At 67.7% G+C, this 16,254-nt stretch carries 14 protein-coding genes; 8 read left to right on the top strand and 6 right to left on the bottom strand.

The annotated features are described in order from the left end of the window. Positions 1 to 20 precede the first annotated feature (20 nt). The 4 genes from RN51_RS05365 (at position 21) to RN51_RS17930 (ending at position 4,951) form a co-directional block, all read left to right on the top strand. Positions 21 to 662 carry an exosortase/archaeosortase family protein gene (locus RN51_RS05365; protein ID WP_045263015.1) on the top strand — a complete coding sequence of 214 codons (642 nt, stop codon included), beginning with the start codon at positions 21 to 23 and terminating at the stop codon, positions 660 to 662. Between the two features lie 21 nt (positions 663 to 683). Beyond that, positions 684 to 2,042, top strand: a complete 1,359-nt coding sequence (locus RN51_RS05360) for a glycosyltransferase family 2 protein (RefSeq protein ID WP_045263014.1) — start codon at positions 684 to 686, stop codon at positions 2,040 to 2,042. Between the two features lie 71 nt (positions 2,043 to 2,113). Next, the gene (locus RN51_RS05355) at positions 2,114 to 2,644 is read left to right on the top strand and encodes a hypothetical protein (protein ID WP_045263013.1); all 531 of its coding nucleotides are present in this window, start codon (positions 2,114 to 2,116) and stop codon (positions 2,642 to 2,644) included. 132 nt (positions 2,645 to 2,776) lie between these two features. Beyond that, entirely contained in the window at positions 2,777 to 4,951 is a 2,175-nt protein-coding gene (locus RN51_RS17930; protein ID WP_052674595.1) for a S8 family peptidase, read from the top strand. A 93-nt stretch (positions 4,952 to 5,044) separates the two neighbouring features. Here the strand turns inward: RN51_RS17930 and RN51_RS05345 are convergent, their stop codons facing one another. Continuing rightward, complete coding sequence (locus RN51_RS05345; protein WP_052674594.1) at positions 5,045 to 6,193, bottom strand: hypothetical protein; 1,149 nt, start codon at positions 6,191 to 6,193, stop codon at positions 5,045 to 5,047. A gap of 40 nt (positions 6,194 to 6,233) precedes the next feature. Next, complete coding sequence (locus RN51_RS05335) at positions 6,234 to 7,118, bottom strand: PrsW family intramembrane metalloprotease (RefSeq protein WP_156149101.1); 885 nt, start codon at positions 7,116 to 7,118, stop codon at positions 6,234 to 6,236. 170 nt (positions 7,119 to 7,288) lie between these two features. Here RN51_RS05335 and RN51_RS05330 point away from each other — a divergent pair, with 170 nt between their 5' ends. After that, positions 7,289 to 8,101, top strand: coding sequence for a hypothetical protein (locus RN51_RS05330; RefSeq protein WP_156149100.1), 813 nt, complete (start codon positions 7,289 to 7,291; stop codon positions 8,099 to 8,101). Between the two features lie 87 nt (positions 8,102 to 8,188). On the opposite strand, the gene RN51_RS05325 is transcribed toward RN51_RS05330, so the two are convergent. The 4 genes from RN51_RS05325 to RN51_RS05310 all read right to left on the bottom strand — a co-directional run bounded on the left by RN51_RS05325 (position 8,189) and on the right by RN51_RS05310 (position 12,885). Then, the gene (locus tag RN51_RS05325; RefSeq protein ID WP_045263009.1) at positions 8,189 to 9,193 is read right to left on the bottom strand and encodes a magnesium and cobalt transport protein CorA; all 1,005 of its coding nucleotides are present in this window, start codon (positions 9,191 to 9,193) and stop codon (positions 8,189 to 8,191) included. Between the two features lie 463 nt (positions 9,194 to 9,656). Further along, entirely contained in the window at positions 9,657 to 10,682 is a 1,026-nt protein-coding gene (locus tag RN51_RS05320; protein ID WP_045263008.1) for a Gfo/Idh/MocA family protein, read from the bottom strand. Next, positions 10,679 to 11,704, bottom strand: a complete 1,026-nt coding sequence (locus RN51_RS05315; RefSeq protein ID WP_045263007.1) for a Gfo/Idh/MocA family protein — start codon at positions 11,702 to 11,704, stop codon at positions 10,679 to 10,681. Before RN51_RS05315 ends, RN51_RS05320 begins: the two co-directional genes overlap by 4 nt. Then, positions 11,701 to 12,885: an ROK family transcriptional regulator gene (locus RN51_RS05310; protein ID WP_045263006.1), complete on the bottom strand. Its 1,185-nt coding sequence runs from the start codon at positions 12,883 to 12,885 to the stop codon at positions 11,701 to 11,703. The genes RN51_RS05315 and RN51_RS05310 overlap by 4 nt, the downstream gene beginning before the upstream one ends. A gap of 201 nt (positions 12,886 to 13,086) precedes the next feature. On the opposite strand from RN51_RS05310, the gene RN51_RS05305 reads away from it, so the two are divergent. From RN51_RS05305 to RN51_RS05295, 3 genes are all read left to right on the top strand, one after another. Further along, complete coding sequence (locus RN51_RS05305) at positions 13,087 to 14,328, top strand: ABC transporter substrate-binding protein (protein WP_045263005.1); 1,242 nt, start codon at positions 13,087 to 13,089, stop codon at positions 14,326 to 14,328. A gap of 105 nt (positions 14,329 to 14,433) precedes the next feature. Then, complete coding sequence (locus tag RN51_RS05300; protein WP_045263004.1) at positions 14,434 to 15,339, top strand: carbohydrate ABC transporter permease; 906 nt, start codon at positions 14,434 to 14,436, stop codon at positions 15,337 to 15,339. After that, positions 15,336 to 16,253 (top strand): carbohydrate ABC transporter permease, encoded by a 918-nt coding sequence (locus tag RN51_RS05295; RefSeq protein WP_045263003.1) that lies wholly within the window; start codon positions 15,336 to 15,338, stop codon positions 16,251 to 16,253. Before RN51_RS05300 ends, RN51_RS05295 begins: the two co-directional genes overlap by 4 nt. The last annotated feature ends 1 nt before the right edge of the window (position 16,254 follow it).

The raw sequence follows: 16,254 nt of genomic DNA, 5'->3' as shown, positions 1-16,254 counted from the left end.
ACCCGCAGTGAGAGGTAGTCATGGCCAGCAGCACGATCGTCGAAGACCCGCGAAGAGAACTCCGACCTCCTGTGCGGTTCGCGCTCGGCGGGCCGAAGGGCGACCGTGCCGCTCGAATCCTCGCGGCGTCGCTGTTGATCCTCGCGGTGCTGGCCCTCGTCTGGGTCAACCAGGCGTTCCGCTCTTTCGAAGCCTCGGCAGCGACCTGGGCTCTCTCCCCCTTCGTCGAGGGTCAGCGTCTTCCCATCGCCGAGCACTACTTCGTGCGGACGCCCGAGCATGAGCTCATCGCCCTTCGCGTCACCGTCGAGTGCACCACGCTGCTGATCGGCGTTCCCCTGACGGTCGTCGGTGCCGTCATCCTCGCCAGCACCCGAGTGCCATGGAGTCGCAGCATGCTCGGGATCCTGGCGATGTGGGCCGTCATCTTCGTCGTCAACCTCCTCCGGCTCGCGATCATCGGATGGTCGACGCAGACCTGGGGTCTCGACCCGGGTTACGAGGTCAGCCATGTCTTCGTCGGTTCCGTCGTCGGCATCATCGGCTATGCGCTCGGGCTCGCCGCCCTGTTGCTCATCGTCGGCGTGCGACCGCGTCGCCGTCGCCGCGTCGTGCCGGAAGAGACCGAGGGGCCTCACTACCACCGAAACGGCGCGCGCTGACGCGACCTGAAAGGCCGTTCCATGCTCTCGATACTCAACGCCTTCACGATTCTTCTCGGTGTCGCCTTCGTCACCTACGTCGTCTTCATCCTCGTTCCGTACCTCCGGTACCCGAAGGCGATCCCGGGGGATCCCGCCGACTTCGAATGGCACTTCTTCATCCCGTGCCGTGACGAGGAGGCGGTCATCGACACCACCATCTCGCGTGCCCGTCGGGACTTCCCCGGTGCGCACACCTGGGTGATCGACGACGACAGCGAAGACGCCACCTCGGCGATCGTCTCGCGGTGGGCCGCAGAGGACTCGCACGTGCACCTGGTGCAGCGCCGCCGTCCGGAAGCCCGCACCGGCAAAGGCGACGCCCTCAATGCGGCCTACCATCAGCTGCTGAGCTGGCTGCCCGAAGACGCCGACCATGATCGGATCGTCGTCGTCGTGATCGATGCCGACGGCGAGATGGAGCCCAACGCCCTGGAGATCTGCTCGGCGGAGGACACCTTCGGCGATCCTGCGGTCGGTGCGGCGCAGATCGCGGTGTGGATGAAGAACCGCGACGACAAGAAGCCCTACCCGAACAGCGGCCGGTTCGCGAACACCTTCGCCCGCTTCCTGCTGCGCATGCAGGACCTGGAGTTCCGCACGACCATCGCAGCGATGCAGTCCCTGCGCGCGAAGACGGGAACCGTGGGGCTCGGTGGGAACGGACAGTTCACGCGCCTGTCGGTTCTCGACGCGATCGGCGAGAGGTTCGGCGAACCGTGGCACGGAGCTCTCCTGGAGGATTACGAGTTGGGCGTGCACGTCGTGCTCGCCGGTTTCCAGGTCAAGCACGTCTACGACACCCACGTGAACCAGGAGGCGCTCCCGTCCATCCGCCGCCTCCTCACGCAGCGCACGCGCTGGGCGCAGGGCAACATCCAGTGCGTGAAGTACATCGCCGAAGTGGTGAAGTCTCCTCATGTCGACAGCGCGGGTGTGATCGAGACCAGCTACTACCTCGTCCTCCCGTTCCTGCAGATGCTCGGCGCGCTGTCATTCACGATCCTGCTGGGCGCGCAGGTGTCGCTGTTGATCCAGGATCCCGCTCAGGTGCAGCTCGCGCTCGGCAGCGTCCTGGGCCTCGTCGGACTTCTCTCGGTGTTCTCGATCGCCCCGTTCGCTGTCTGGGGATTCGTCTACAAGGTGCGCTGCGAGCCGCAGGCCAGCTGGTTCACGGCCCTGATGTGGGGGCTGGGTGTCTGGCTCTACGTGTATTACATGTACATCTGCATCGCGCGGGCCTTCTTGCGCATCATGCGCCGGAAGAACGGCTGGGCGAAGACGCGACGCAACGCGGAAGCGCACGTCGTGGTCGGGGGCTCGGTCGCCGTCGAGGTGTGACGCGGGGGACGCCCGTTCGGGATCTCACGGCTCGCAGCCCCCGCACGAGCGAGATGCGAAAGACTGGAGGCATGACTTCGCCTGCACTCGACACTCTCCTGGCCCGCATCGTCGAGAGCGGACTGCTCGAGGATCCGATCGCCGAGAACGGGCTGGTGTACGGACGCGCGATCATCGACGCCGCCGGTACGACCGTCAACGTGAACGTCGATCCGGAGTTGGATGACGTCCAGAGCGATGATGTGAATCATGAGGCGCTGGTCGCGGCAGTCGCTCGCACTCTCTCGGTCGGAGAGTCTCGGTGGCGCTCGGTGATCGACGAGATCGTCGCCGACATCGAAGATGCCGTCGATGACGAGCCCGTCGCGGAACAGATCGACCTGCGCGATGATCTCGAGGCCACCTCGGTCGTCGTGTTCGCCGACGCGGTGCTGCTCGCCTTCCTCGCGCCGAAGCAGTTCCCCGAGTCGCGCATCCTCGTGCAACTCGACGAGGACTTCGAGGTCGACGGCGTCGAGGTGCGCGACCTCGACGGCTCGGAGACCATCGACTTCGGCACCCTCGACGACCTGCTCGACGAGATCAGCCGCTCCGACAGCTGATCTGCTGAGTCCCGGCCATCCGCAGAGACGTCATCCGCCTCGCGTAACGGTATTCCGCCTTTCCACTCCTGTACGCAGGAGAGTCCTCGACTCGGCAGTTCTCCGTCGAGCGTTGCGGAAAGGCAGACCTGAATGACCAGTCGCATGATCGTCCGCAGTACCTGTGCAGTCCTCGCCGTCGGCGCGGCACTCGCGATGAGCGCCCCGCTGACGGCCGCCGTGCCCGTCGCCGCAGCGGAGCAGTCCGCACTGAATTGGGTGGTGAACACGAGACCGGGAGCGCCGAGCGCGGATGCGCTGCGGTCGGCCATCGAAGGCGCCGGCGGGGAGCTTTTGATCTCCTATCCCGAGATCGGGGTGACGGTCGCCCGCGCACCCGACGGCGACTTCCCCACTCAGCTCGAGAGTCTCGCCTGGGTCCAGTCCGTTGGCCCGACCCGAACGTCGACCGATCCGGACACGCCGACCGCACCCGCGCCACCGATCTCCGGCGACACGACGGAGCCGACGACGATGCCGGCCGAGGGCACCGCGTGGAACACCGTCGCCATCGGGGCGACATCACCGTCGGGGAAGGGGGTGGTCGTCGGCATCGCCGACAGCGGCATCGACACCGGACATCCGGACCTCGCCGGCCAGATCGACCCGGCGTTGTCCGTCGGCTGCACCGTCAACGGCGTACCGGACACGAGGCCGGAGGCGTGGCAGCCGGGGTCCGACGGCGCGAGCGCGCACGGAACACATGTCGCCGGCAGTGTGGCGGGAGCGGCGAACGGCACCGGCATCGTCGGTGTCGCCCCTGATGCGCGCCTCGCATCGATCAAGGTCGTCAACGATGACGGCCGCATCTACCCGGAGGCCAGCATCTGCGCGACCATGTGGGCTGCCGACCACGGCATCCCGATCGTGAACCACAGCTACTACGTCGACCCCTGGTACCTCTGGTGCGCTGATGTCGACTCACAGGGTGCGGCTCTCGAAGCGCTCCGTCGCGCATACGCCTACTCCCACGACCAGGGCGTGCTGAACGTCGCCGCGGTCGGCAATGAGGGTCAGGATCTCGCCACCATGACCACGGATGAGATGAGTCCGAACGACGGGACGCTCGAGCCTCGGCCGGTGAACTCCTCCTGTCTTCAGGCACCTGGCGCGCTGCCGGGTGTCATCGCCGTCGCTGCCGCAGATCAGGACGAGGCGACGGGCGCGATCGTGCGTGCGGGATTCTCGAACTACGGTGCGGGCAAGGTCACGGTGACCGCGCCGGGCTTCGTGTGGTCAGCAGTGCCACGCCAGGACGACGGCTCCGTCTACGCGCTGTATCCCGGAACGTCGATGGCGTCGCCGCACGTGGCCGGGGTCGCCGCCCGCATCCTCTCGGAGACTCCAGGTCTCACGCCGGACCAGTTGACCCAGCGCATCACGGAAACGGCGGATCCGCTCGCCGGGCTCAGCGCGGACCGGGTCGGGGCAGGACTCGTCGACGCCGGAGCAAGCTCTACTCCCACGATCGGCGTCTACTCGAAGGTCGCCCTCACCGGGCAGCCGTTCCGCGTCAACGGCAGCGGGTACCCGGCGAGGAGCACCGTCGACCTGAAGATCGGCGAAGCTGTCGAGCAGGTGCGCACCGACGGTGCCGGTCGCTTCGCCACCGTCTTCGATGTTCCCGCTGACGCAGCCCTGGGGGAGGCCACGCTCACGGGCGGAAGCGCATCCGCCCCGGTCCTCATCCGCGAATCCCCAGCGCTGCCGATCGTGGTCACTCCCGTCGCCGGATCGACGGTCTATGCCACGAGCACGAACATCATGGGCACGGGAGTCCCCGGGTCTCTGGTGCGTGTGCACGTCTTCGTCGGCGACCTCACGCCGTTCCTTCGGTTCGTGCAGGTAGGAACGGATGGTCGATGGTCGACCAAGGCCCCGCTTCCGCAAGGGGACTATGAGGTGACGGCGCGCACGTTCGTCGGATCGGACACGTCGGCCGTGACGGCCCCGACGAGATTCTCCGTCCATACAGCGTCGGCGATGTCGTACTCGGTGCAGATCGCCCCACAGGCGGGCGCTGACGACAGCCTGATCCTCCTCGACCTCACGAACGCAGGGGCGTCGGGAGGGGAGGCCGTGGTGGAAATCGACCTCACCGACTACGACGGCTTCCAGGTTCCGGTGCCCTCGACAGGGGAGATCGAGCGCTCTGACAAGGGCCTGCGATGGAGACTGACGCTCGATTCGGCGCAGAAGGTGCAGCTGCAGATCCCGGTGCACGCCGGTGCCGGTGACCTGTCGTTCCCGGTGATCGTCGTGAAGTAGGGCGGCGCATCAGGGGACCTCATCCGCCAGATGTGGGGTCCGTGACCTGCATGGCCACCCTCGACGAGGTGCGCCCGCGACAGGACAAGCGCCTCAGAGGTAGCGGTCGACGATGGCCCGGAGCTCTGCCTCGTCGGGTGCGACGGTCACCCCGGTGGCGCGTTGCAAGGTCGCGAAGGGGGTCGCCGCTTCCCCGCTCGGCGCGGGCTCGATGCTCTGCTGCCACTCCGGTGCGACGGTGTCGAGCAGGAGGCCGAGCTGTGCTCCGGTGAAGTAGGCGTAGTCGCGCTCGAGCACCACGTTCTGTTCGGGGTCTGAGATGAAGAGCTCGAGTCCATCGGCGAACGTGGAGACCTTCGGGTGCAGGCCCCGCGCGCGGTCGAAGGCTCGCTCGAAGTAGGTCGCCGTCCCCTCGATGGCTTCGAGCTCGATCTCCAGGCGCAGGGTCGGCCAGGTCGTGTACCGGGCCATCCTGACGTTCGCGAGGTCGGTCGCGAGCGCGGAGAGCACCTGCGGGTCGGTCTCGTTCTCGACGCGGTCGAAGATTCGAGCCTCGACGCGCAACAGCTCGTAGTGCTCCTCCGTGTGGGGGTAGTCCTCGATCAGGCCGCCGGCTTCCCAGGGCCACGCACCTGCGGCGGTGGAGTCGATGCCCTGCTTCGTGACGTGGAAGTTCTCGTGCATCGAGAAGCGCTGGAACCCCTGGGACGTCGTGCTCTCGGTCTGCAGCATCGCGTCGTGGTACTTGAAGGCCAGCACCTCGCGGCCGTCGACCTCGATGGGGCTGAAGTTCGCCGGGAGGTGGAGCGCGGCATCACCTGCGCCGAACGAGTCGCTGATCCGCACATCGTCGAGGTGTGTCGCGCCGGGAACGTCGATCTTGGCCATGCCGGTGGTGTCGGTGACACCGCTCATGTTGACGAGGAAGGCGTGTGACCAGATCGGACTCTTCTCCCCGTCCGTGCGCAGCAACACGATGGGCTGTTGCTCGTATTGGTAGCCGTCCGTCCACACCGCGTCCCCGCGCGAGGCCGTGACGTCGTACTGCTCGGACAGCTGGCGCAGCATCTCGCGGTCGGTCGCGTCGAGGGCGTCGTAGCTTGACGGAGCGGGAGCGAACAGCTTCCAGGCGAGGACGCCGAGAGCACCGAGCACGACCGCGGCGAGGGCGAGCAGGATGGCGCGTCTCATAGGTCGCCGGCGGGCGGAGGGTGCGTCGAGCGCGACCGGGCGTCGGTTCATGATCGGAAGCTCCTGTCGTCAAGCGGGCAGGAGTAAAACTTTAGATTATGGAATCGGACCGCGGCTGGGAGACGGTGGGCGAGTCCAAGGCGATCCGGCTGCCCCTGCGGGTGAGCCACAGCCGCGCGGCGACGGCGATGGCGACGGTCAGCAGCACCCACCCGGCGGCCGTCGCCACCGCGGTGATGAACGAGGCCATCGGGGAGTCGCCGACGAGGTTCGCGTGGTTGACGGTGCCGTGTGCGATGCAGGCGATGGCGAACCCGCTGATCGCGACAAGGGGGCGGGCCCATCGGCGGCGCACCGTCATCGCGAGACCGATTCCCGCACCGGTCCAGATCGTGAAGGCGGCGTGCGTGGGAGAGGTCAGCGTGCGCACGATCCAGGTGCCGATGCCGTAGCCGAGATCGTTCGCGGCAATGTCCGTGGCGATCGCCGCGGCGTCTTCGAACCACCCGAAGCCGACACCGACGAGGGCGCCGACCATGGCGCCGCCGAGAACGCCGCCGAAGCGAGAGCGTCCTACGGCGAGGATCACGAGGAGGACACCGATAGCCTTCGCCGTCTCCTCGACGAGCGGAGTGAGGACCCAGCTGCTGGGAATCCGCTCGCGCAGCGTGCCCTGGGCATCGATGTAGACGACCGCCTCTGCCAGCCAGGAGCCGCCCCAGGTGGCCAGCAGCACGGCGCCACCCGCACCCCAGACGAGCGCGATCACGGTCGATGCCCACCCCGGCCGATTCTTCCGATCCAGCCAGCGTGCCGCGAACATCGTCGCCACGGCGGCAGGAGTGACCGCAGCAAGAGAGAGGAGGAGCACCGATCCTTCCTGCCAGGTGAAAAGTGCCACGGTCAGGGCGAAGACGAGGAGAACGGCCGCGCCCACCCATCGGATGCGGGCAGGCGATGATGCAGACGAGTTCACACTTCATCCTCGCCGAGCGAACCTGGGGATTCGATCTCCGGCCGCATGTCGTTCTGACGTATGACCCCGGATCCTCGAAGCGGTCACAGAGGATGACGCCGGCGGGCGGGGACGATCCCTAGCCTCCTAAGGGGGCCGGCGTTCGGCCTCCTTGCGAGAGAGGGACAGGCATGTCCGTAGTGTCTTCAGAACCGACGATGTCGCGGCGGCAGACCGCGCTGTGGGGTGCGGCCGCGATCGGCCTGGGCGCGGCGGTGATGGCCGCACCCGGCGCGGTGGCGGCATGGTCGTCGGGTGGGCAGGTGACCATGTCCAACCTCGGCGCAGGCATCGCCGAAGGATTCGAGCAGTGGGTGCTCACCGGCACGGACGGGCCGGCGCTCTCGGGGGCGGTGACGTTCTGGGCCGTGTTCCACATCGTGAAGGCGGTCCTGGGGGTCGCGCTTCTCGCCGCGCTGATCGTCGCGGGCGTCCGCATCTGGTCGCACGCCGCTCGGTCCCGTTCCGGTGCAGCCAGGGCGGGGTGGAGCGCCGTCGGCGTGGCAGGGGTCGGTCTTCCGGTCCTGGCCCTCCTCGTGGTGATGGCGAACGTGCAAGGAGCATTCGCCCCGCTGTCCTCCGTGCTCACGTTCCTTCCCGCGGAGGCCACCCCCGGGGTGCGACAGGTGACGGCGCAGCTCGCCGCCGGGACGCCCGACGCCGTGACGACAGCCCTCGTGAACGACTTCCGCGCCTATCACGCGGTCTTGGTGACGTGCCTGGTCGTCGCGATCGTCGGGGTCATCACCGCCACGGTGGCTCTCTGGGTGCGCCGTGCCCGAATGCCCAAGGCCGACAAGCGACCGCGTCGAGTGCTTCTCGCGGGTGCACTCGCACTCCCGATGCTCCTTCCCGCACTCGGGTTGCTGCTGCTGGCGAACCTGTCCACAGTGGCGGACACCGCCCCCGCTCTCGCTCTCTTCTTCGACGGCAGCGGCATGTAGTTCATCGCCGAAGACCGCGTCAGCACAGGACGGGAACCCCGAGGAATGCCCTTGGGGTTCCCGTCTGCGTCAGAGCCACTTCTCGTATCAGAGCCACTTCTTGTACTTGAAGACCCCGAACAGGCCGACCGCGAAGGCGAGCATCGCGCCGATGGCCATCGGGTAGCCGAAGGCCCAGTGCAGCTCGGGCATCACGTCGAAGTTCATCCCGTACACGGTGCCCACGAGCGTCGGCGCGAAGATGATCGCCGCCCAGGAGGAGATCTTCTTGATCTCGTCGTTCTGTGCCAGCCCGGCCTCGGTCTGACGCCGGGCGACCAGCGCGGAGTGCACGGTCAACGCGTTCTCCAGGATCGCCCGGAACGAGTCGATCTTCTCGTTGACACGGATCGTGTGGTCGAGCACGTCGCGCAGGGAGCGCTGCAGCTCCTCGTCGATGCGGTACTTCGCAGAGCCCCGACGCAGCCACTCCAGCATGCCGTTCAGCGGATGCACCGCCCGCTGGAAGTTGATCACCTCGCGGGACAGCTCGTAGATGCGGCGGGAGAGCGCGCTGTCGTCGTCGCCGTCGCCGAAGAGCTGGTCCTCGATCTCGTCGATGTCGTTCAGCAACCCCGCGACGATCGGCTCGTACCCGTCGACGACCTCATCGAGGATCGCGTAGAGCACGGCCTCCGGTCCCATCGCGAGCAGCTCGGGGTTCGCCTCCATGCGGGCGCGCACGGCGGCGAGGTTCGGCGATTCCGCGTGCCGGATCGTCACCACGAAATCGGGGCCCACGAACAGGTGCAGCTCTCCGAACTCGATCGACTCCTCCTTGTCGCGGTACCGGGCGGGGCGCAGGACCGCGAACAGGGTGTCGCCGTAGCGCTCCACCTTCGACCGCTGGTGGCCGGACAGGGCATCCTCGACGGCCAGCGGATGCAGGTCGAACTCGCGAGCGACGGACGCCACTTCCTCGGGGCTGGGTCGGTACAGACCGATCCATGCGATGCCTCCGGCAGCGTCCAGCATCCGGTAGGTCTCGTCCAGGTTCTTGGGGGTCTCCACGCGACGTCCGTGGACGTACACGCCGTTGTCGATGAGGGCCATGATCGGCTCCGTTCTCGCAGGCGCACGGCAGCGGAGAACTCCGTGCGCGGTTCGTCAGGGGGCGGATGACGCCGCCGACGGCTGCGGGGAAGGACGTGCGAAAGGGGACCAGAGGGTCAACGCGCTAGCGCAGGGAGTCGCGACGCAGCGAAGGCGGCGTCGTAACTATCACCGGACATCGCCATCACCACCTTTCGGGACTCGTCGGGCCGAACGACCCAAGGGGTCAGCATACTCCTCGAAGCTGGGCGCCAGGCCCGGCGGTCCAGCCGGATGCGTCGACCGATGCCTGAGGCCGGCGGCTATCAGGATCCGCTCTCGTTCGGGTCGAGAGCGGATCCTGATCTGCCGACTCGCGGCGCCCCGACCGCAGTCGGGTGATCGGGCGTGCGGCCCGCACAAGTAAACACCGTATGGCGACCTTTGTCCAGGGTTGATGGACGATGGTCGAAGCGTCGAGCGGCTAGGCGAGCGTGACGACCTCGCCGCCGCGAGCCGCCGAAGCCTGGGCGGCCTTGGCGATCTCGACCGTGCGGATGCCGACGCCGGCGTCGGGTTGCGGCTGACGGCCCTCCCGCACGGCGTGCACGAACTCGTCGAGCAGCAGCGCATCGAGGTCGGCGCCCACAGGGCTCCACGTCTCGCCGTGCGCATCGTGCCCGGCAACACCCTTGGCGAAGGGGCTGACGGTCACGGTGCCGCGCTCGGCGATCACCTGCAGGGTGAGTCCGCCCCAGGTGGCCGAGCTTATCGGCCAGCTCCAGGAGCAGTCGATCGTGGCGATGGCCCCACTCGGGTACTGGATCGTCACCAGGCCGCCGGTCTCGACCTCGAGGTCGCGCTCCGCATGCAGGATGCCGTTCGACACGGCGCGGACGGACTGGGCACGCTCGCCGAGCAGCTCGTCGAGCAGGTCGGCGCAGTGCACGACGTGGTCGACGAGTGCGCCGCCTCCCGCCAGCTCCGGATCGGTGAACCAGGCCCGGTCCTGCGGCAGCTTGCCGTTGTTGATCCCGGTGACGCCCAGCACCGTGCCAAGGCGACCGCTGCGCAGGTCCGCGATCGCCTCCCGCACGCTCGGGGCGAATCGCACCGGATAGGCGACCATCAGGATCACGCCGGCACGCTCGCACGCCTCGCGCATCGCGATCGCATCCTCGACCGTCGTGGCCAGGGGCTTCTCGCACAGCACGTGCACCCCGGCGGCGGCCGCGCGCTCGACGAGGGCACGGTGTCGGGAGTTCTCTGCGGCGATCACGACCGCATCGGGCTTCCAGGCGAAGGCCTCGTCGTAGGTCTCGACGTACGCGACACCGAGCTCGGCGGACAACGCCGCTCCTCGGGGCGCGTCGTCGGGGGCCGTGGCGCCGTCGGGATCGGTGGCGATCAGCTCGACATCCGGCATCGCGTTGAGCGCGTGCACGTAGCTCAGGGCATGGGTGTGCGCGAACGACAGGACGGCGATCCGCAGCGGGGTGGTGGCGGTCATCGAGTGGCCTCCTCGGTCGTGCGTGCGGACGGTGCAGGGGTGGCGACGGGCAGGGCGACCGGGCCGCCGGAGGCGATCGAGGCGTACGCGCCCTCGGCCACGGCGACGGCCTCGATGCCGTCCGCCGGACCGACCCTGGCGTCGCGCCCCTCGCGCAGCGCGGCCACGAAGTCGGCGATCTCGGCGAAGTACGGGCTCTCCTGCGGAGACATCGGCGGGAGGTAGTCGGTGTCGCCTTCCGGGAGCACGGCGTCGACGCGCAGCGCGTTGTCCTCGGCGCTGTCGTAGCGCAGGCGCCCCTTCGACCCCGCGACCTCGACGCTGGTGCGGAACGGCATGCCCGGGGCGATCCAGCTGCCGTGGATGTGACTGATGACGCCGTTGCGATGCGTGAGCACGACGTGCGCCGTCACCGGTGCGGGCACCCGGTCGTCGATGGTCGGCGGGTTCTGCACCGCGTAGACCGACTCGACGGGGCCGGCGAACCAGACCGCCTGGTCGATGTCGTGGATCATCAGGTCGCGGATGATCCCGCCGCCCGCGCGCTCCGAGAAGAACCACGGGGTCTGCGGGGCGGAGCCGGCGCGACTGAAGCGCTGCACCGCGAGCGTGCCGATGCGGCCGGCGTCGATGCCCGCCTTGATCTGTGCGTACTCGCCCATGTACCGGACGACATGGGCGGGGAACAGGCGCACGCCCGCTTCCTCGGCGGCGCGGGCGACGGTCGCTGCGATCTCGGCGGTCTCCGCGAGCGGCTTCTCGCAGATCACGTCGAGGCCGCGGGCGATGGCGCGCAGGGCGAAGTCGGCATGCGTGCTGCTCGGGGTCACGATGTCGACGATGTCGACCAGACCGATGAGGGTGTCGACATCGTCGACGAGCTCGAACCCGTATTCCGCGGCGATCTCCTCTGCGCCGACGAGCGAGGTGACGTAGCCTTCCGCCCCGAGCGCCCGCCAGGCGTCGGCGTGCACGCGGGAGATCCCGCCCGCGCCGATGAGTCCGACCTTCAACGTGCTCACTGCTTCTCCTCGGTTGTCTCATCGGTCGGGTCAGCGGCTTCCGAAGAGGCGACCCGCAGGGGGATGATCGGCGGAGCCGGCATGTCCTCGATGCCGTAGATCTCGGCGGCGAGCCGCTGGAACGCGTGCACGACCGCTCCGTGAGCCGCGGCCTCCGCCCCCAGGCGCGCTTCGGCGATCGGCACCTGGAACGGCAGGCCGAGGTGGCCGGGCAGTGCCGCGCGCAGTGGGTCGAGCAGTTGCTCATGCGCGGCCGAGAGTCCGCCGCCGATCACGATCATGGCCGGGTCGACCGTCATGATCAGGGTCGCGATGCCATGGGCGAGCTCGTCGATGAATCCGTCGAGCTCCTGCTGCGCGGCCGCGTCACCGCCGCGCGCCTTCGCGAAGACCTCGGCGGCGGTCGGGGCGGTGCGCCATGTGATCTGGCCCGTCTCGGTGTTCAGTCCCCGGAAGGCGAGGCGGCCGATGTCGCCCGCGGCGTTGTGGATTCCGCGGCGCGGCCGTCCGCCGAGGATCAGCCCCATCGCGATGCGGTTGCCGACAGACAGGTAGATGACGTCGTCGACGAGTTGCGCGACGCCGAGATGATGCTCGGCGACGGCCGCGAGGCGCACGCCGTTGTCCACCGCGACGGGGCAGCCGAACGCCTGCCGCAGCTGGGAGCCGATGTCGATCCCCGACCACTCGGGAATGACGACCGACGTGGTGACGCGCCCCGTGTCGTCCACGATGCCGGGGAGCGAGACGCCGACCGCGCGCACCTTCGAGGCGGGGATCGAGACCGCGGAGAGCGTCTGCCGCACATCGCCGATCACGGCAGCCAGCTTGGATGCGCCATCGGGCTGCTCGGCGACACCCGGGTAGCTGCGCTGTGCGATCACGCGTCCGGCCAGGTCTGCCAGCACGACGCGTACGCTCGCGACTCCGATGTCGACGCCGACGACGGTTCCTGCGGCGGCGTGGAACGAGTAGCGGCGGGCCGGTCGACCAGCGCCGCCGGCGTTCTGTGCGGGGGCGTCGACGATCAGACCCGAGTCGCTCAGGGCGGTCACGGCGTTCTCGACGGAAGTGCGCGAGATCTCGAGGGAACGAGACAGGTCGTTGACGGTGGCGGGCCCGGAATCACGCAGCTGCAGCGCGGATCGGGCAACGATCGAAAGCGGACCTGTCACGGCCATGTGCTGCCCCCTCTTCTCCGGCTTCGTTGCGATCAACGTCGGGTGCGATCAAATTAGCACACCGAATTCTCAGATCAAGCTTTGTTGTTCTCGAACCGGAAACACCGCTGAAACACGGGCCTGCGAACTTGTACTTGACGAATTATCCCATCGCAGTGTCATAATGAACCGTACTCAGCACGGTATAAGCAAAGGAGCACCATGCGCGTCAGCAAGATCACCGGCGTCGTCGCGGGATTCGCGGCCGCCACCCTGTTGGCCGGATGTTCGGCCGGCGGAGGCAACACCGCAGAGGGTGAGCAGGACATCACGGTCTGGCTCTACCCGGTCATCGCCGACGAGGCGGTGCACAAGGACTTCTGGGACTCGACGATCGCCGATTTCGAGAAGCAGAACGAGAACGTCAACGTGAAGTACGAGATCTTCCCGTGGGCCAACCGCGACGAGGCGCTGCAGACCGCGATCGCCGCGGGCAAGGGTCCCGACGTCGTCTACCTCATCCCCGACCAGCTCGCGGCGTACCAGAAGTCCATCGCTCCGCTCAACGACCTGCTGAGCCAGGAGCGTCAGGACGACCTGCTGCCGAACGTGAAGAAGTCGGTCACGCTCGACGGCGACATCCTCGGCGCCCCCATCCTCACCAGCGCCCAGCCGCTCATCTGCAACGCCGCCGCCTTCGAGGCCGCCGGTGTCACGGAGTACCCCGAGACCTGGGACGACATCACCGCGATGGCGCCGAAGTTCACCGAGAAGGGCATGTACGCCCTGAACTACCCGGCATCGGCCGAGAACACCCTGAACCTCACGTACTACCCGCTGCTGTGGCAGGCCGGTGGCGCGGTCTACACGAAGGACGGCGACGTCGGCTTCGACAGCAAGCAGGGCGTGCAGGCGCTCACCTTCCTCACCGACCTGGCAGAGGCGGGTGCCCTCGACCCCGAGGCGCTGACCACCAACGTGCCGCTCGAGCAGACCGCGGTCGCTCAGGGCAAGGTCGCCTGCACCTGGAACAACGCGGTCAACGAGGTCGTGCCGTTCTGGGGCGAGGAGAACGTCAAGGTGCTGGCGCCGCTGACCGAGAAGGAGTCCGTGGCATACGGCACGGTCGGCTCGCTTTCGGTGCTCAAGGGCTCGAAGGCTCAGGACGCGGCAGCGAAGTTCGTCGAATACGCCACCGGCGCGGACGTCGTCGAGCCCTACCTCAAGGCAGCCGGCTACTTCTCGGCGCTCAGCACCACCGAGCCGCTGTACGCGGATGACCCGCTGCTCGGCGAGGTCGAGAAGTACGTTCCGGACACCACCGTGGGCGAGCTCAACGCGTCGTCCCGCGCACTGATGGGCGTGCTCGCGCCCGAGATCCAGGCCGCCCTCCTCGGAGACAAGACTCCCGAGGCGGCGCTGAAGGATGCCGCGACGGCTGCGGCGCCTCTGATCAAGAAGTAGCTGATCAAGAAGTAGTCGATCGAGAAGTAGTCGACCGGGGGCATGCGGAACCCGAGCTCCGCATGCCCCCGCACCCTGTCCCTCTCCCCACGTGAGGTAGCACTGATGACCACGGCAACCACGGCGAAGAAGCCCGCAGGGCGGGTGACGAGGCTGATCGCACGACGCGAGGCGCGGATCGCGTTCCTGTTCGTGCTCCCCGCCTTCCTCCTGTTCATCGCCTTCCGCTTCGGCCCCAGCATCGCCGGTGTGGCATTGAGCTTCTTCGACTACGACATCACCGGCGAGATCTCCTGGCGGGGTCTCGACCACTTCCAGCGCATGATCGCCGACCCGCTGTTCTGGCGGGCCATGGGTACCACGCTGATCTATACGGTGTTCGCCGTGCCGATAGCGCTCGTGCTCTCGACCGTCATGGCGCTCGGTGTGCGTCGGGCCTTCCGGGGCGCGCGCTTCTTCCGCTCGATCTTCTTCCTCCCCGTCATCACCTCGCTCGTGCTGGCCGGGTCGATCTTCGTCTGGATCTTCTCCGCCAACGGCCCCTGGTCCGCGCTGATGACTCCGCTGGGCCTGGGCGGCTCCTGGCTCGGCAGCACCGTGCTGGTGATCCCCGCGATCGTCGTCGTCGGCGTCTGGTCGCGATTCGGCTACGGGATGATGATCCTCATCGCCGCGCTGCAGGACGTGCCGCGCGAGCTCGAGGAAGCCGCCCTGATGGACGGCGCGAACGCCTGGCAGCGCTTCCGCTACGTGATCCTCCCGGTGCTGCGGCCCACCTTCTTCTTCCTCGCGGTGATCGAGACGACCGCCGCCTTCCAGGTGTTCGACGTCATCTACGTGATGACCCAGGGCGGGCCGGCGAACGCCAGCTACTCGCTCGTCTACATGCTCTATGACCAGGGCTTCCGCTACTTCGACTACGGCTATGCGGCCGCGATCGGTGTGGCCCTGTTCGTCATGACCCTCGTCGTCGCGCTCATCCAGCGCCTGGTGATCGGAAAGCAGAAATGACCGCTCTGATGCAGCCGCCGACGCCGACCGAGACGTCCAAGACCCCGAAGGCCCCGAAGACGTCGCCGAAGCAGCGCCGTGCGTATCGCGCACTCCAGCCCACCGGGTGGGGGATCGTGGGCCGATGGGTCTGGCTGAGCTTGGCCGGCATCCTCAGCTTCTTCCCGTTCTACGCCATGGTCGTGCTGAGCCTGAAGCCCGGCATGGTGGTCGAGCTCCCCGGTTCGCTGCTGCCCTTCCAGGACATCTCTTTCGACGCCTACGAGCAGGTGCTCGCGGGGCAGAACATCCTCGGCTGGCTCGGCAACACCCTCATCTACTCGCTCGTCTCGGTCGTCGCCGTGCTGTTCCTGTCGGCGCTCGCCGGCTACGCCTTCGCCAAGAAGCGCTTCCGTGGCAAAGAGGTGATGTTCTGGTCGTTCCTGGCCATGGTGATGGTGCCGTTCCACGTGACGCTCATCCCGACGTTCATCCTGATGGCGAACCTCGGCGGCGTCGACACCTACTGGGGCCTGATCCTGCCCTCGCTCGCGAACGCGCAGGCCGTGTTCCTGATGCGGCAGTTCATCTCGGGGCTCCCCGACGAGCTGTTCGAGGCTGCCCGCATCGACGGCGCCGGCGAGTTCCGCATCTTCCTGCGGATCGTGCTGCCGCTGTGCAAGCCGATCCTCGCGACGCTCGGCATCTTCGTCTTCCTGTGGCACTGGAACGACTTCCTGTGGCCGCTCATCATCGCGAAGTCCAACGCGATGTTCACACTCACCGTCGGCATCTCGTCGCTGCAGCAGCAGAACGTTCCGTTGAGCACCATGCTCGCCGGTTCGGTCGTGGCGCTGCTGCCCATCTTCCTCGCGTACCTCATCGCTCAGCGGTACGTGCAGGAGGGCGTGGCCGGTACGGGCATCAAGGGCTGAG

Origin of the sequence: Microbacterium oxydans, assembly GCF_000956405.1 — a bacterium.
GTDB lineage: Bacteria > Actinomycetota > Actinomycetes > Actinomycetales > Microbacteriaceae > Microbacterium > Microbacterium oxydans_C.
The sequence above is the reverse complement of the archived record's forward strand: the minus strand, read 5'-3'. Positions and strand labels throughout refer to the sequence as shown.

Bases quoted from the DNA above. Each gene is read 5' to 3' on its own strand.
- RN51_RS17930 (WP_052674595.1), top strand. From the start codon at position 2,777: ATGACCAGTCGCATGATCGTCCGCAGTACCTGTGCAGTCCTCGCCGTC.
- RN51_RS05325 (WP_045263009.1), bottom strand. From the start codon at position 9,193: ATGGCCCTCATCGACAACGGCGTGTACGTCCACGGACGTCGCGTGGAG.
- RN51_RS05320 (WP_045263008.1), bottom strand. From the start codon at position 10,682: ATGACCGCCACCACCCCGCTGCGGATCGCCGTCCTGTCGTTCGCGCAC.
- RN51_RS05330 (WP_156149100.1), top strand. From the start codon at position 7,289: ATGTCCGTAGTGTCTTCAGAACCGACGATGTCGCGGCGGCAGACCGCG.
- RN51_RS05345 (WP_052674594.1), bottom strand. From the start codon at position 6,193: ATGAACCGACGCCCGGTCGCGCTCGACGCACCCTCCGCCCGCCGGCGA.
- RN51_RS05300 (WP_045263004.1), top strand. From the start codon at position 14,434: ATGACCACGGCAACCACGGCGAAGAAGCCCGCAGGGCGGGTGACGAGG.
- RN51_RS05310 (WP_045263006.1), bottom strand. From the start codon at position 12,885: ATGGCCGTGACAGGTCCGCTTTCGATCGTTGCCCGATCCGCGCTGCAG.
- RN51_RS05305 (WP_045263005.1), top strand. From the start codon at position 13,087: ATGCGCGTCAGCAAGATCACCGGCGTCGTCGCGGGATTCGCGGCCGCC.
- RN51_RS05355 (WP_045263013.1), top strand. From the start codon at position 2,114: ATGACTTCGCCTGCACTCGACACTCTCCTGGCCCGCATCGTCGAGAGC.
- RN51_RS05365 (WP_045263015.1), top strand. From the start codon at position 21: ATGGCCAGCAGCACGATCGTCGAAGACCCGCGAAGAGAACTCCGACCT.
- RN51_RS05360 (WP_045263014.1), top strand. From the start codon at position 684: ATGCTCTCGATACTCAACGCCTTCACGATTCTTCTCGGTGTCGCCTTC.
- RN51_RS05295 (WP_045263003.1), top strand. From the start codon at position 15,336: ATGACCGCTCTGATGCAGCCGCCGACGCCGACCGAGACGTCCAAGACC.